Origin of the sequence: Pantoea sp. 18059 (assembly GCF_902706165.1) — a bacterium.
GTDB classification, from domain to species: Bacteria; Pseudomonadota; Gammaproteobacteria; order Enterobacterales; family Enterobacteriaceae; genus Pantoea; species Pantoea agglomerans.
Genome location: NZ_CACSJS010000004.1, coordinates 1 through 15,398 on the forward strand (window position 1 = coordinate 1; position 15,398 = coordinate 15,398).

Here is a 15,398-nt window from a genome sequence, read left to right on the forward strand (position 1 = left end):
CTGTAAAACGTCATAATGAATTTCATTATGTGTTCACTCGTGAGGCTTGATATTTTTTACGTCCGGAGACGCTGATATCAATCCTGCGAGTGCCCACACAGATTGTCTGATAAATTGTTAAAGAGCAGTGCGAACAGTGCGTTAGCGTCCTGTCGCGAGGTGGCGTATATTACGCTTTCCTCCTGCAGAGTCAACCTCTATTTCAGAAGTTTTTCTCCGGCGGCGCAGTCTCCTGTGCCTCCTGACCCGTTTTCCGTTTCCGGTTTGCCGTGTCAGTGGAGGCGCATTATAGGGAACGGCTCAGATAGCGCAAGTGCAAATTGAGACTTTTTTACTGACCGTTCATTTTGCACTCAAAAGGAGTATTAAATAAGCAAAAACCCCTCAAAAGGGCAAAAAAAACGGGCCAGAGGCCCGTTTTTCATTCCACACCCTTACTGATGTGCAGTAATGATGTTGTTCTCCACATCCATTTCGATGGTTTTGCCTGGCACCAGTGAACCAGCAAGGATCTGCTGAGCCAGCGGGTTCTCGATCTGCTGCTGTATCGCACGTTTCAGCGGACGTGCACCGTAGACCGGATCATATCCGTTCTCCGCCAGCAGTTTGATCGCATCATCAGAGATGTGCAGCTGATAACCCCGTTCATCCAGACGTTTGTACAGCCGCTGCAGCTGAATCTGCGCAATGGACGCAATATGTTTCTCAGCCAGCGGATGGAACACCACCACCTCATCAATACGGTTGACGAACTCAGGACGGAAATGCTGTCCGACCACACCCATCACGATATCTTTCATTTCCGGGTAACTGAGATTGCCGAACCGCTCCTGGATTAAATCTGATCCCAGGTTAGAGGTCATAATCACCACGCTGTTACGGAAATCGACCGTCCGGCCCTGCCCATCCGTCAGACGCCCATCATCCAGCACCTGCAGCAGAATGTTAAAGACATCAGGATGCGCTTTCTCTACTTCATCCAGCAGGATGACCGAATAAGGCCGACGGCGCACAGCTTCGGTCAGATAACCGCCCTCTTCATAGCCGACGTAGCCCGGAGGTGCACCCACCAGCCGTGATACTGAGTGTTTTTCCATAAATTCAGACATGTCGATACGAACCATCGCATCGTCACTGTCGAACAGGAAATTAGCCAGCGCTTTACACAGTTCGGTCTTACCGACCCCGGTTGGCCCCAGGAACAGGAAGGAACCGATAGGCCGGTTTGGATCAGAAAGGCCTGCGCGACTACGGCGAATAGCATTTGATACCGCCTCAACCGCTTCATCCTGTCCGATGACCCGGCCATGTAAGTCCTGCTCCATGCGCAGTAACTTATCGCGCTCACCTTCCATCATTCGTGCGACCGGAATACCGGTCCAGCGTGCCAGAACATCGGCAATCTCCACATCGGTTACCCGGTTACGCAGTAACTTCATGGTCTTGCCTTCCGCCTGAGTCGCTGCGGCTAACTGTTTTTCCAGTGCCGGAATTTTACCGTACTGCAGCTCTGACATCTGAGCGAGGTCACCCTGGCGACGTGCCTGCTCTAAATTCAGACGCGCCTGCTCAAGTTCCGCTTTAATGTTCTGCGTGCCGGACAGCGAGGCTTTCTCTGTCTTCCACTCATCTTCCAGCTCGGCGTATTCGCGCTCTTTCTGGTTGAGCTCGGTTTCCAGCATTTCAAGACGCTTGATGCTGGCATCGTCCGCCTCTTTCTTCAGCGCCTGCTGCTCCAGCTTCAGCTGAATGATACGACGCTCAAGGCGATCCAGTGACTCCGGCTTCGAGTCCATCTGCATACGAATGCTGGAAGCTGCCTCATCGATCAGGTCAATCGCTTTATCCGGCAGCTGCCGGTCAGCAATATAACGATGAGACAGGGTCGCCGCCGCGACAATCGCCGGGTCAGTGATTTGCACATGGTGATGCAGTTCATAACGCTCTTTCAGACCACGCAGAATGGCGATGGTATCTTCCACACTTGGCTCAGCCACAAAGACTTTCTGGAAACGACGCTCCAGCGCGGCATCTTTTTCAATGTACTGGCGATACTCATCAAGCGTAGTGGCACCCACACAGTGCAGTTCACCACGCGCCAGCGCAGGTTTAAGCATATTGCCGGCGTCCATCGCACCGTCCGCTTTACCGGCTCCCACCATGGTGTGCAGCTCGTCGATAAACAGAATGACGTTGCCTTCCTGTTTCGACAGGTCACTCAGTACGCCTTTCAGACGCTCTTCGAATTCACCGCGATATTTCGCCCCGGCCACCAGCGCACCCATATCCAGTGCCAGTACCCGACGTCCTTTCAGACCCTCAGGCACTTCACCATTGATGATGCGCTGCGCCAGCCCTTCGACAATCGCGGTTTTACCCACGCCAGGTTCACCAATCAGTACCGGGTTGTTTTTGGTACGGCGCTGCAGAACCTGGATGGTGCGGCGAATCTCTTCGTCACGACCGATGACCGGATCGAGTTTGCCCTTCTCTGCTCGCTCGGTCAGATCGATAGTGTATTTTTTTAATGCCTGGCGCTGATCTTCAGCCCCCTGATCGTTCACGTTGTCTCCTCCCCGCATCTGTTCAATCGCACTGGTGATTTTTTCACGCGTTGCGCCCGCTGCTTTGAGCAGATCGGCCAGTGAGCCCCGCGATTCCAGGGCGGCCAGAACAAATAATTCGGATGAAATAAAGTTATCGTTGCGCTTCTGTGCCAGCTTGTCGCACAGGTTTAATACCCGGACGAGGTCAGATGAGGGTTGTACATCGCCTTCGCTGCCTTCAACTTGTGGCAGGCGATCAATAGCCTGCTCAACCTGAGCGCGAAATGGCGTAACGTCGACACCGGCCGAAGTCAGTAAAGGTGAAACCGATCCGCCTTCCTGTTTGAGCAATGCGCTCATCAGATGCAGAGGTTCAATGAATTGATTGTCGTGTCCCAGAGCGAGGGACTGCGCGTCGGCGAGAGCCAGCTGAAATTTATTAGTAAGACGATCCAGACGCATAATTCCTCCCATTACAGGTCAAAATGCTACTGGAGATTAAATGAGGTCATCCCTCAAAATTTCAAGGTTAATGACCTGAGATTTGAGTAAAAAATACGCTAACTGGACCGTCTTATGGCGTAAGGTTATAACAGCCAGATCAAAGTTGCCATACGCCCGGTGATCCCATCGCGGCGGAAAGAGAAGAAATCGTCGCGCTGCGTAAAGGTACAAAGGCTGCTGGCGCTGACTGAATTCACGCCCGCTGCCTGTAGTCGCATCTGCGCCAGCAGGCCGATGTCGGCGTAAAAGCGGTCACCTGATGGACGGAAAGCCTGCACAGCCCGGGGTTCCTGAGCCATAAAGGCCTGACGGACTTCTTCGCCGACCTCAAACGCATCAGGTCCGATTGCCGGTCCAAGCCAGGCATGAATCTGATCAGGCGGCGAACGAAACTGCGCCAGCGTATTTTCCAGTACACCCGCACAAAGTCCGCGCCAGCCTGCATGTGCCGCCGCCACTTCCGTCCCATCCTGTGAACAGAACAGGACCGGCAGACAGTCAGCGGTCATGATGGCACAGACGACACCGGGCTGATCGGTAATACAGGCATCAGCACGTAATGGCGTACTTTCCCCTGCAGTCAGACGCACAACCTCAGTGCCATGAACCTGATCCAGCCACTGCGGCATGGCAGGCAAACCCGCCTCTTCCAACAGCAACTGCCGGTTACGCGCCACCGCATCCGGATTATCTCCCACATGCCCGCCAAGATTCAGTGCATCCCAGGGCGATGTGCTGATGCCGCCCTGTCGCTGCGTCGAGCAGGCCCGAACGCGTGACGGAGCGGGCCATTGAGGAGTAATCAGATTCATCACCAATTCAACTGGTCTTTAAATTCTTCAGTGTCTGCTTTTAACGCCGCGATGAGATCAACCATGTCCTGCGGAAGCGCAGCATGGAACTCCATTTCAATACCACTGATGGGGTGATAGAGGCGCAACATCGTGGCGTGCAGTGCCTGACGATCGAAACCGCGCAGCGTAGCAATAAATGCTTCAGACGCCCCTTTTGGCGGACGCGGACGGCCACCGTAAAGCGGATCGCCCACCAGCGGATGGCTGATGTGAGACATATGCACACGGATCTGGTGGGTACGACCGGTTTCCAGACGCAGGCGCAGACGGGTATGGGCCCGGAAGTGCTCCATGATGCGGTAATGAGTGACCGCCGGTTTACCCATTGGGTGTACCGCCATGTGGGTGCGTTTGGTTGAGTGACGGCTGATAGGCTGCTCAACGGTGCCGCCCGCAGTCATATTGCCAATCGCAACCGCTTCATATTCACGGGTGATTTCGCGACGCTGCAGCGAGTCCACCAGATGCGTCTGAGCCGGAACGGTTTTCGCGACCACCATTAAACCGGTGGTGTCTTTATCCAGGCGGTGTACGATGCCCGCGCGCGGCACATCCATAATCGCCGGATAGTGATGAAGTAAGGCGTTTAACACCGTGCCATCCGGATTACCAGCGCCAGGGTGAACCACGAAGTCGCGTGGTTTGTTGATGACAATAATGTCTTCATCTTCATAAACGATGTCGAGTGGCAGATTCTGCGGTTCCCAGCGCTGCGCCTCCTCGATCTCAGCGTCAATCGCGACCAGCTCGCCGCCCAGCACTTTTTCTTTGGGTGTATCGACCATGACGCCGTTTACAGTAACGCGACGATCGAGGATCCACTCTTTTATGCGAGAACGTGAATAATCAGGGAACAATTCCGCCAAAGTCTGATCTAAGCGTTGTCCGAGTTGTGATTCGGATACCGTTGCGGTGAGTTGAACTTGTTGTGCCATATACAGCTTCTTCGTTAACGTTGGGTTTTCACGGCGATGCCGTTTAATATAATGTGCTATCGTACCTGGTCATTACCGGGAGCTATACGGACAGCTTCCGCCATAACATTTGAGGATAATCACTTCGTCATGACGCGTATGAAACATCTGGTGGCTGCTGCCACACTGAGCCTGGCACTTGTTGGTTGTTCCGGCTCAAATGACGCGGTACCGGACAGCCCGCCTTCTGAAATCTATGCTACAGCGCAGCAAAAGCTGCAGGACGGTAACTTTAAAGCTGCGATTAAGCAACTGGAAGCGCTGGATAATCGTTATCCGTTCGGTCCTTATTCGCAGCAGGTGCAGCTGGATTTAATCTACGCGTACTATAAAAATGCCGATCTGCCCCTGGCGCAGGCTGCCATTGCTCGCTTTATGCGTCTGAACCCCACGCATCCGAACATTGACTATGTCATCTATATGAAAGGTCTGACGGACATGGCGCTGGATGACTCCGCGCTGCAGGGCTTCTTTGGTATTGATCGTTCTGACCGCGATCCGACGCACGCTCGTGATGCTTTCCGCGACTTCTCTCAGCTGCTGCGGAGTTACCCGAACAGCCAGTATGCGGCTGATGCTCAGAAACGCCTGGTCTATCTGAAAGACCGTCTGGCTAAATATGAGCTGTCAGTGGCGCAATTCTATACTAAGCGTGAGGCTTATGTCGCGGTTGTTAACCGTGTCGAAGGTATGATGCGCGATTATCCGGATACGCAGGCAACACACGATGCCCTGCCGCTGATGGAGAATGCTTACCGCAATCTGCAGCTGAACGCTGAAGCCGATAAAGTGGCGAAAATCATTGCAGCTAACAAAAGCTGATCGTTCGAAGGATTTTCAGCCATAAAAAAAGCAGCCTCTCAGGGCTGCTTTTTTTTGCTCACAGAACAGTCAGATTTGGATCTGTTCTCAGCGAGCTAACTCATCAAGCATGCCGTGTTAATCGTTTCGCTTCAAGCCATTTCGGCCAGTTTCTCTGCCTTTCTCACAGAATGTTGTGACTGACAAAAAGTGACATTTTTTCGTGATCGAAATCCCACATTGAACGCTTTTTCGCGCTATGCTGAGAAGACCAAGACGGAAATGACAGAGAGGTAAGAACGATGATTCTGAACATTACCAGTAAACAAATGGACATCACTCCGGCAATCCGAAGCCATGTTGAAGACCGTCTCGCCAAGCTCGAAAAATGGCAAACCGACCTGATTAATCCACATATTGTCCTTTCCAAAGAGCCCAAAGAATTCGTGGCTGACGCCACTATTAACACACCTAACGGGACTCTGGTGGCCAGCGCCAAGCACGATGATATGTATACCGCTATCAACGATTTGATTGCCAAGCTCGAGCGTCAGCTGAATAAAGTTCAGCACAAGTCTGAAGCACGCCGCGCCAGTGCTAGCGTGAAAGACATCATTCCCGCCGACGAAGAGTCCTGATTTTCTTAACGCTGTTTCTTAACGCGCCTCCGGGCGCGTTTTTTATTGACAGCTTTTAAGCAGTACGGTTACTCTCAGGTCACTCTCTTTTCGGACATTACCATGAAACTTGATCTGTTTTTCTTCGCTTTCTTTTTTACCTTCCCCTGAACGGGAGGCCATTCGTCGTGTGAAAATGAAAGCGAAGACGAACACCGAAGCCTCCCAACCGGGAGGCTTTTTTTTTGGATAGCATACAGGTGAGCCCTATGAATCCCGATAATCCATTGCTGGCGCTACGCGACAAAATCAGCGCCGTGGATAAAAAACTTCTGACGCTGCTGGCCGAGCGTCGTTTGCTGGCAGTGGAAGTTGCACAAGCGAAACTGGCGACGCATCGCCCGATTCGGGATGTGGAGCGCGAACGCGCGCTACTGGAGAATCTCATCGTACTGGGTAAGGCACACAACCTGGATGCGCACTACATCACCCGTCTGTTCCAGCTGGTAATTGAAGATTCCGTGCTGACTCAGCAAGCGCTGCTGCAAAAAAACCTCAACCATCCCCATGCGCATGCCGCCCGTATCGCCTTTCTGGGCCCGAAAGGCTCTTATTCGCATCTTGCAGCACGCAACTACGCGTCGCGCCATTTCGATAGCATGGTGGAGTGTGGCTGCCTGAAGTTTCACGACATCATCAAACAGGTCGAAAATGGCGTAGCTGATTACGCCGTGATGCCGATTGAGAATACCAGTTCAGGCTCGATCAACGATGTCTACGATCTGCTGCAACAGACCAGCCTCTCAATCGTGGGCGAGCTGACATTGCCTATCGACCACTGCGTGCTGGTGAATGGCCCCACCGATCTTCAGCAGATTGAGACGGTTTACAGCCATCCTCAACCGTTCCAGCAGTGCAGCCAGTTTATTAATCGTTTCCCGCACTGGAAAATCGAATACACCGAGAGTACCGCGGCAGCGATGGAGAAAGTGGCTGCGCTCAACTCACCTAAGGTGGCGGCGCTGGGCAGTGAGGCCGGCGGCGAACTCTATCAGCTGCAGGTGCTGGAACGTAATCTGGCGAATCAGCAGCAGAACCACACCCGCTTTATCGTGCTGGCCCGCAAAGCAATCGAGGTTTCTGACCAGGTGCCAGCGAAAACCACGCTGATTATGGCAACCGGCCAGCAGGCGGGTGCGCTGGTCGACGCGCTGCTGGTACTGCGTCAGCACAACCTGATTATGAGCAAGCTGGAGTCCCGCCCGATTAATGGTAATCCGTGGGAAGAGATGTTTTACATTGATGTGCAGGGCAACCTGCAATCAGAGCGGATGCAGCAGGCGCTGCAGGAATTACAGACCATGACCCGCTCTCTGAAGGTACTGGGCTGTTACCCCAGTGAAAATGTGGTGCCCGCTGAACCTGGCGAATAAAAAGAAGAAAAAAGGCATCCAACTGGATGCCTTTTTCATTGATGGATGGCTGTCATTTATGGGCGGCTGTCATTGGCCGATCGCAACAGGCTTCGGCTTTCGACCAGGAAGCGTTTTGCGTGATCGCCAAACCACTGTTCAACCCGGTTAAAGCTGGCGATAAACGCCTGCTTGTCGCCCTGCTCCAGCAGCGCAATCGCTTCACCAAACCGCTGGTAATAGCGTTTTATCAGCGCCAGATTACTCTCTGAAGACATGATGATATCCGCATAGAGTTGCGGATCCTGAGCGAACAACCGCCCCACCATCGCCAGTTCAAGCCGGTAAATGGGCGACGAGAGCGCCAGCAGCTGATCCAGATTGACGTTCTCTTCGGCTAAATGCAGACCATAAGCGAAGGTAGCAAAGTGACGCAGCGCCTGAATGAATGCCATGTTCTGGTCATGCTCAACAGCGCTGATACGATGCAGACGCGCACCCCAGACCTGAATCTGCTCCAGGAACCACTGATACGCTTCCGGTTGTCTTCCATCACACCAGACCACCACCTGTTTTGCCAGGCTGCCGCTGTCCGGGCCAAACATCGGATGCAGACCCAGCACAGGCCCGTTATGGGCAGCCAGCATTGCCTGCAGAGGCCGGTTTTTGACCGACGCCAGATCGACCAGAATACAATCTTCCGGCAGTGGTGGCAGTTGGGCAATCACCTGCTCGGTCAGGTGAATCGGCACGCTAATGATCACCATTCCGGCATCGCTGAGCAGAGTCTCAGCCTGAGGCCAGTCCTCTTTATCCAGCGTTTTAACCGTGTAGCCTGATAGCCCGAGCATTTTTTCAAACAGCCGGCCCATCTGGCCCTTACCACCGACAATCACCACCGGGCGCAGTTCAGGACAGAGGGTTTTAAAGCCTTTATCATTCTCGCTGGTATAGGATTCCCGCATCACGCGACGCAGCACATCCTCAATCAGATCCGGTGGGACGCCGAGCGCTTCGGCCTCTTTACGACGGGAAGCCAGCATCGTCGCTTCACGCTCAGGCACATAAATAGGCAGGCCGTAACGGCTCTTCACCTCACCTACCTCGGCCACCAGTTCCAGTCGCTTAGCCAGCAGATCCAGCAACGCTTTATCAACACTGTCAATTTGATCGCGTAACGCGGTCAGTTCAGCCACCATTGCTCTTACACCTCTTGTGACAGACGCGCCGACAGCACTCCCTGCAGATCCTGATGCATTTCACGCAGCAACGTTTCGGTCACTTCCCAGTTGATGCATGCATCGGTTACGGAAACGCCATACTTCATTTCGCTGCGTGGCTGCTCAGAAGACTGGTTACCTTCATTGATATGGCTTTCCAGCATCAAACCAATGATTGAACGGTTCCCGTCTTTGATCTGCGCAATAGCGGATTCCGCTACGCCAGGCTGACGGCTGTAGTCTTTGTTCGAATTACCATGGCTGCAATCTATCATTAAGGCTGGACGCAGTCCCGCCTTGAGCATCTCTTTTTCACACTGCGCGACATCTTCAGGACCGTAGTTCGGCGCTTTGCCGCCACGCAGGATCACGTGACCATCCGGATTGCCCTGAGTCTGCAGCAGGCAGACCTGACCGGCCTGATTAATCCCGACAAAACGGTGTGGCATTGCGGCTGCACGCATGGCGTTGATTGCCGTTCCCAGACTGCCATCGGTGCCATTTTTAAAGCCTACCGGCATCGACAGGCCCGAGGCCATTTCACGGTGCGTCTGCGATTCAGTGGTACGGGCGCCAATGGCAGACCAGCTGAACAGGTCGCCCAGATATTGCGGACTATTGGGATCCAGCGCTTCAGTGGCCAGAGGCAAACCCATTTCAACCAGGTTCACCAGCAGCTGGCGCGCAATGTGCAGACCCGCTTCCATATCAAACGAGTTATCCATGAAAGGATCGTTGATCAGCCCTTTCCAGCCGACGGTGGTACGAGGTTTTTCAAAATAGACGCGCATCACGATAAAGAGCTGATCTTTCAGCTCTTCGGAAAGGGTTTGCAGACGACGAGCATAGTCCAGTGCCACTTCGGTATCGTGAATTGAGCAGGGTCCGCACACTACCAGCAGACGCGGATCGCGGCCGGCAATAATGTCAGAGATGGTCTGGCGCGACGCCGCGACCTGATCCTGCTGTTCAGTGGTCAGTGGAAACTTCGCTTTCAGCTCTTCAGGCGTGATTAATACCTGTTCACCGGCGATATGCACATTGTTCAGCGCGTCTTTTTGCATGATGGCGATCCTTTGGCTCGTATTGGCAGTCATGGACTCCTCACTGAGGAATGCAAATACTGTATCACAGGCAATACATAGCGCAATATTATATGTACAGTTTTATTACCACGGATGAAGAAGGGTGCGAAATATACTTAAAATAAACAATAAAATCATGCATATAATAAAAACCTCAACCACAAAAAACCAAAGACAATTGTACAAATAAGTTTACAGTTAAGGTTATTGCCTTTCTTCTACCCACAGGCAGAATAAAAGAATCATTCTGTTCGCGCTGAGAGAGTTATGTACCCATCACCACAAAATATTTATCTGCGACCTTTTGAGCTCAGCGACGTATCTGCGTTTACCACTGCGGTTAATGCCTCGCTGGATAGCCTTATCCCATGGATGGTCTGGGCGCATCACGATTATCAGCCTCATGAAGCAGAAAGCTGGATCCGCTTTACCCACTGGCAACGGATGAAAGAGGAAGCGGAAGAGTTTGCCATCGTTGATCAGCATGACCAGCTGCTGGGGGGCGCAGGAATACGCTTTGCCCGTCATCCGGGTGACACCAGCGCAATTGGCTACTGGGTTCGCAGTGATGCACAGCGTCAGGGAATCGCCAGCCGCGCGGTGGCCGCGTTGCTGCCGCTGGGGTTTTCACGCCCAGAGACCCGGGTGATTGAGATTCTGGCAGCAGAGGATAACCTGGCCAGTCGGGGCGTGGCTGAGAAGTGCGGTGGTCAGTTCATTGGCTGTCGCTATGGCCTGATCGTATTAGAGGAAGGGCCGGTTAATACCGCGATTTATCATTTTCAGCGGCCGGACGACGGTTAACTGCAGGCAGTAAGGTTGACTGTGACATAAAAAAGGGGCTGGCACATGCCAACCCCTTGTTTGCTATTAACTTTTAGATGTCGCGTTAGCGATACCTTAGTTAAGACGCTCTTTAATACGAGCAGACTTACCAGTACGCTCACGCAGGTAGTACAGTTTGGCTTTACGCACAGCGCCACGACGTTTAACAGCGATGCTGTCAATTACAGGTGAATGAGTCTGGAATACACGCTCAACGCCTTCGCCGTTAGAAATTTTGCGAACAGTGAATGCAGAGTGCAGACCGCGGTTACGGATAGCGATAACCACGCCCTCGAATGCCTGCAGACGTTTTTTAGAACCTTCAACGACCCATACTTTCACTTCCACGGAATCACCCGGGCGGAAGGAAGGTACGTCCTGTTTCATCTGCTCTTGTTCAATTTGCTTGATAATGTTGCTCATAATTAAATCTCATATCCTGGGTAAACTGATAGTCGGGGAAGAGCTTACTCTTCCACATCATCGTTTTGTTGCTGCTGAGATTCCCGCTGGAACTCATTCAGCAACCTTGCTTGCTCTTCAGTCAGAGCCAGGTTTTCCAGAAGTTCAGGTCTTCTCAGCCAGGTACGGCCTAGCGACTGCTTCAGACGCCAGCGGCGAATATCAGCATGGTTGCCTGACAGTAATACTGCCGGGACCTCCACGCCGTCTAACACTTCAGGTCGGGTATAGTGCGGACAATCCAGCAAACCTTCCGAGAACGAATCCTCATCGGCTGACGCCTGCTTGCCGAGCACGCCAGGAATAAACCGGGCGACTGCGTCAATCATCGTCATCGCTGGCAGTTCCCCGCCGCTGAGAACGTAATCACCGATTGACCATTCTTCATCAATTTCGGTCTGGATTACGCGCTCATCAATCCCTTCATAACGGCCACAGACCAGAATTAACTTGTCCCGTGCCGCCAGTTCGCAAACGCCCTGTTGGTCCAGTTTGCGACCCTGAGGTGAAAGATATATCACCCTGGCCCCATCACCTGCCGCTGCTTTCGCTGCGGAGATGGCATCCCGTAAGGGTTGTACCATCATCAGCATTCCCGGTCCGCCGCCGTAAGGACGATCATCCACGGTACGGTGCCGGTCGTGCGTGAAGTCACGAGGACTCCAGCTCTGAATGCTGAGCAGACCGTTTTTTACAGCCCGGCCAGTTACCCCGTAATCGGTAATAGCGCGAAACATTTCTGGAAACAGGCTAATAACACCAATCCACATTGTATTCGCCGTTACGTTACCGTTCGATTCGGAGATCAAAAACCAGGATCCCAATCTACCTCAATGATGCCAGTAGAGAGATCGACTTTCCTGATAACCTGTTCATCAAGAAACGGAATTAACCGCTCCTGAGCACCGAATGCATCCTTCAGGTTTGCCTTAACGACGAGAACGTCGTTCGAGCCGGTTTCCATCATATCGATGACTTTACCCATCTCGTAGCCTTCAAGGTTAACTACCTGGCAGCCCATAAGGTCTTTCCAGTAGTAGTCGCCCTCTTCCAGCGATGGCAACTGCGTCGAGTCAACCTGAATTTCGCAATTGGTTAACTGAGCCGCCGCATCCCGATCTTCAATGCCTTTGACTTTGATGATCAGGTCCTGATTGTGGTGCTTCCAACCGTCCAGTTCGACCTGCTGCCATTTACCGGCGCGCTGGATGAACCAGGGTTGGTAGTTGAAGATGCTTTCAGCGTCTTCAGTGGAGGAAAACACTTTGAGCCAGCCGCGAATACCGTAGGCGGCTCCCATCTTACCCAATACAATCGGGTTAACAGGAGGCTGTGCGGCAATTTGTCTGCTCATGCTCACCACCGTGACAGATTAAGCTGCTTTCTTAGCTTCTTTGACCAGCGCGTTAACGCGATCAGAAAGCGTTGCGCCCTGGCCAACCCAGTGCTCGATACGATCCAGATCAAGACGCAGACCTTCAGCCTGACCAGATGCGATCGGGTTGAAGAAACCAACGCGCTCGATAAAACGACCGTTGCGTGCATTGCGGCTGTCAGTGACGACGACCTGATAGAACGGACGCTTTTTAGCGCCGTGACGTGCCAAACGAATTGTTACCATAACATCCTCTTCAGTTAATAAAACACCCGGCCCCCATCGAGGAACGGGGTCCGGGTGCTGTATAAAAAGCCCGAAAATTTTACTCATTTTGGCGAAAAAAGCAACCTAAACCGTGCCATTTCGGGCTTTTTTGTGGAACGCTTTAGCGGCCAGGAAAACCTGGCGGCATCATACCCTTCATGCCGCGCATCATTTTCGCCATACCGCCCTTCTTCATTTTCTTCATCATACGCTGCATGTCGTCAAACTGCTTCAATAAGCGGTTAACGTCCTGCACCTGCATACCGGAGCCGGTCGCAATGCGGCGCTTGCGTGAGCCTTTGATGATCTCTGGTTTTTCACGCTCTTTGCGTGTCATCGAGTTGATGATCGCTTCCATGCGCACCAGCACTTTGTCATCCATCTGTGACTTCACATTGTCAGGCAGCTGACCCATACCGGGTAGTTTGCCCATCAGGCTGGCCATGCCGCCCATGTTGCGCATCTGCTTCAGCTGCTCAAGGAAATCGTTGAGATCAAAACCGTCGCCGGTTTTCAGCTTCTTAGCCAGTTTCTCAGCCTGATCGCGGTCAACCTTGCTTTCGATATCTTCGATCAGTGACAGCACGTCACCCATGCCGAGGATACGCGAAGCAATACGCTCCGGATAGAACGGCTCAAGTGCATCGGTTTTTTCACCGACACCCATAAATTTAATCGGCTTACCGGTGATATGACGAATCGACAGCGCCGCACCGCCTCGTGCATCACCATCGACTTTGGTCAGGATAACACCGGTCAGCGGTAGTGCTTCATTAAAAGCTTTAGCCGTGTTTGCCGCATCCTGACCGGTCATGGCATCGACCACAAACAGCGTTTCTACCGGATTGATCGCGGCATGAACCTGTTTGATTTCGTCCATCATCGCTTCGTCAACGTGCAGACGACCGGCGGTATCCACCAGCAGTACATCGTAGAACTTCAGGCGAGCTTCACGCAGCGCATTGTTAACGATATCGACCGGCTTCTGGCTGAGATCGGATGGGCAGAAATCCACGCCCACCTGCTGTGCCAGCGTTTCCAGCTGTTTGATTGCCGCCGGACGATAGACGTCGGCAGAAACCACTAAGACTTTCTTTTTGTGCTTCTCGCGCAGGAATTTACCCAGCTTAGCGACGCTGGTTGTTTTACCGGCACCCTGCAAACCCGCCATCAGCACCACAGCTGGCGGCTGAGCAGCCAGGTCGAGAGCATTGTTCTCTGCACCCATCGCCGTAACCAGCTCGTTACGAACGATTTTGATAAACTCCTGACCTGGAGTCAGACTTTTATTCACATCATGGCCGACCGCACTCTCTTTCACACGGTTGATGAAGTCACGCACCACCGGCAGCGCAACGTCAGCCTCAAGCAGTGCCATGCGCACTTCACGCAGGGTCTCTTTGATGTTCTCTTCAGTCAGCCTTCCGCGGCCGCTGATGTTTCGCAGGGTTTGCGACAAACGATCGGTTAAATTATCAAACATGGTCTCTCACTAAAAAAAAGATCGCGAGGCGCCTGATCGGCAGAATGCGGCGGATTATAACACGAAGCCTCAGCGATCTCTGCAATTGCCCCTCAGATCGTTTGGAGCCTGCTTCGGCTGGCGCTATACTGCCTTTTTCCTTATCTGACTGAACCTGAAAGGATCTATGTTCGTTTTCGCGATAGTGGCGCTATTCGCCTACTCCTTAAGTCTTGCCCTGATCATTCCCAGCCTGTTGAAACGTAACGGCGGCTGGCGGCGAATGGCGATGCTCTCTGCCTGTGTGGCGCTGGTGACACACGCGGTGGCCTTGCAGCAACGCATATTTGCTGTTGATAGCGGACAGAATTTAAGCCTGCTCAACATAGGCTCGCTGGTCAGCCTGTTGATTTGCGCCATCATGACCATTGTGGCGTCACGTAACCGTGGCTGGCTGCTGCTGCCGATTGTCTACAGCTTCGCGCTGATCAATCTGGCCTTCGCCACCTTTGTGCCCAATGCCTTCATCACCCATCTGGAAACCACGCCAGGCATGATGATCCATATCGGCCTGTCGCTGTTCGCTTATGCGACGCTGATTATTGCCGCACTCTATGCACTGCAGCTGGCGTGGATCGATTACCAGTTAAAAAACAAGCGTCTGGCGTTCACACAGGATATGCCGCCGCTGCTGACCATTGAACGTAAGATGTTTCACATCACCCAGGTGGGCGTCGTGCTGTTGACGCTGGTGCTCTGCACCGGTCTGTTTTATATGCAGGATCTCTTCAGCGCAGAAAACGTCGATAAAGCCGTGCTCTCTATCATCGCGTGGTTTGTTTATATCGTTTTGCTCTGGGGGCACTATCATGAAGGCTGGCGTGGTCGCCGCGTCGTCTGGTTTAACTGCAGCGGTGCGGTGCTGTTAACCATGGCTTACTTCGGCAGTCGCATCCTGCAGCATCTGCTTGTCCCCACCTCTCGTTAAAAAGGA

The 15,398-nt window shown here is 52.8% G+C and carries 16 protein-coding genes and 1 other annotated feature; of the genes, 6 read left to right on the top strand and 10 right to left on the bottom strand.

Features of this window, described 5'->3' with window-relative positions; all coding sequences use genetic code 11:
• Positions 1 to 434: 434 nt before the first annotated feature.
• From clpB to rluD, 3 genes are all read right to left on the bottom strand, one after another.
• Complete coding sequence (clpB, locus tag GVJ63_RS12000) at positions 435 to 3,020, bottom strand: ATP-dependent chaperone ClpB (protein WP_029519628.1); 2,586 nt, start codon at positions 3,018 to 3,020, stop codon at positions 435 to 437.
• Between the two features lie 113 nt (positions 3,021 to 3,133).
• A complete protein-coding gene (gene yfiH, locus GVJ63_RS12005; protein ID WP_159226943.1) occupies positions 3,134 to 3,862 on the bottom strand; it encodes a purine nucleoside phosphorylase YfiH in 729 nt (242 codons plus the stop codon).
• Positions 3,862 to 4,839 (bottom strand): 23S rRNA pseudouridine(1911/1915/1917) synthase RluD, encoded by a 978-nt coding sequence (rluD, locus tag GVJ63_RS12010; RefSeq protein WP_064690415.1) that lies wholly within the window; start codon positions 4,837 to 4,839, stop codon positions 3,862 to 3,864. Before rluD ends, yfiH begins: the two co-directional genes overlap by 1 nt.
• A gap of 129 nt (positions 4,840 to 4,968) precedes the next feature.
• Between rluD and bamD the strand changes: the two genes are divergently transcribed.
• From bamD to pheA, 4 genes are all read left to right on the top strand, one after another.
• Positions 4,969 to 5,700 carry an outer membrane protein assembly factor BamD gene (gene bamD, locus GVJ63_RS12015; RefSeq protein WP_010248444.1) on the top strand — a complete coding sequence of 244 codons (732 nt, stop codon included), beginning with the start codon at positions 4,969 to 4,971 and terminating at the stop codon, positions 5,698 to 5,700.
• 281 nt (positions 5,701 to 5,981) lie between these two features.
• Complete coding sequence (raiA, locus tag GVJ63_RS12020; RefSeq protein WP_003849030.1) at positions 5,982 to 6,317, top strand: ribosome-associated translation inhibitor RaiA; 336 nt, start codon at positions 5,982 to 5,984, stop codon at positions 6,315 to 6,317.
• Positions 6,318 to 6,418: 101 nt separating this feature from the next.
• Positions 6,419 to 6,543, top strand: a sequence feature (Phe leader region).
• Complete coding sequence (pheL, locus tag GVJ63_RS22240; RefSeq protein WP_187507180.1) at positions 6,420 to 6,467, top strand: pheA operon leader peptide PheL; 48 nt, start codon at positions 6,420 to 6,422, stop codon at positions 6,465 to 6,467. It overlaps the preceding feature by 48 nt.
• Positions 6,544 to 6,565: 22 nt before the next feature.
• Positions 6,566 to 7,729 carry a bifunctional chorismate mutase/prephenate dehydratase gene (gene pheA / locus GVJ63_RS12025; RefSeq protein WP_010248448.1) on the top strand — a complete coding sequence of 388 codons (1,164 nt, stop codon included), beginning with the start codon at positions 6,566 to 6,568 and terminating at the stop codon, positions 7,727 to 7,729.
• A 56-nt stretch (positions 7,730 to 7,785) separates the two neighbouring features.
• On the opposite strand, the gene tyrA is transcribed toward pheA, so the two are convergent.
• Both tyrA and GVJ63_RS12035 read right to left on the bottom strand, forming a co-directional pair.
• Positions 7,786 to 8,907 (bottom strand): bifunctional chorismate mutase/prephenate dehydrogenase, encoded by a 1,122-nt coding sequence (tyrA, locus tag GVJ63_RS12030; protein WP_033758683.1) that lies wholly within the window; start codon positions 8,905 to 8,907, stop codon positions 7,786 to 7,788.
• Positions 8,908 to 8,912: 5 nt separating this feature from the next.
• Positions 8,913 to 9,992: a 3-deoxy-7-phosphoheptulonate synthase gene (locus GVJ63_RS12035; RefSeq protein ID WP_010248468.1), complete on the bottom strand. Its 1,080-nt coding sequence runs from the start codon at positions 9,990 to 9,992 to the stop codon at positions 8,913 to 8,915.
• A 288-nt stretch (positions 9,993 to 10,280) separates the two neighbouring features.
• Between GVJ63_RS12035 and GVJ63_RS12040 the strand changes: the two genes are divergently transcribed.
• Positions 10,281 to 10,817, top strand: a complete 537-nt coding sequence (locus GVJ63_RS12040; RefSeq protein WP_010248470.1) for a GNAT family N-acetyltransferase — start codon at positions 10,281 to 10,283, stop codon at positions 10,815 to 10,817.
• Positions 10,818 to 10,913: 96 nt separating this feature from the next.
• Here the strand turns inward: GVJ63_RS12040 and rplS are convergent, their stop codons facing one another.
• The 5 genes from rplS to ffh all read right to left on the bottom strand — a co-directional run bounded on the left by rplS (position 10,914) and on the right by ffh (position 14,425).
• Positions 10,914 to 11,261, bottom strand: coding sequence for a 50S ribosomal protein L19 (gene rplS, locus GVJ63_RS12045; RefSeq protein WP_003849035.1), 348 nt, complete (start codon positions 11,259 to 11,261; stop codon positions 10,914 to 10,916).
• 44 nt (positions 11,262 to 11,305) lie between these two features.
• Entirely contained in the window at positions 11,306 to 12,070 is a 765-nt protein-coding gene (gene trmD / locus GVJ63_RS12050) for a tRNA (guanosine(37)-N1)-methyltransferase TrmD (RefSeq protein WP_010248477.1), read from the bottom strand.
• A 35-nt stretch (positions 12,071 to 12,105) separates the two neighbouring features.
• The gene (rimM, locus tag GVJ63_RS12055) at positions 12,106 to 12,654 is read right to left on the bottom strand and encodes a ribosome maturation factor RimM (RefSeq protein WP_010248480.1); all 549 of its coding nucleotides are present in this window, start codon (positions 12,652 to 12,654) and stop codon (positions 12,106 to 12,108) included.
• Positions 12,655 to 12,672: 18 nt separating this feature from the next.
• Entirely contained in the window at positions 12,673 to 12,921 is a 249-nt protein-coding gene (rpsP, locus tag GVJ63_RS12060; RefSeq protein ID WP_003849041.1) for a 30S ribosomal protein S16, read from the bottom strand.
• Positions 12,922 to 13,063: 142 nt separating this feature from the next.
• Positions 13,064 to 14,425 (bottom strand): signal recognition particle protein, encoded by a 1,362-nt coding sequence (gene ffh, locus GVJ63_RS12065; RefSeq protein ID WP_010248486.1) that lies wholly within the window; start codon positions 14,423 to 14,425, stop codon positions 13,064 to 13,066.
• Between the two features lie 166 nt (positions 14,426 to 14,591).
• Between ffh and GVJ63_RS12070 the strand changes: the two genes are divergently transcribed.
• Positions 14,592 to 15,392, top strand: a complete 801-nt coding sequence (locus GVJ63_RS12070; RefSeq protein ID WP_010248489.1) for an inner membrane protein YpjD — start codon at positions 14,592 to 14,594, stop codon at positions 15,390 to 15,392.
• The last annotated feature ends 6 nt before the right edge of the window (positions 15,393 to 15,398 follow it).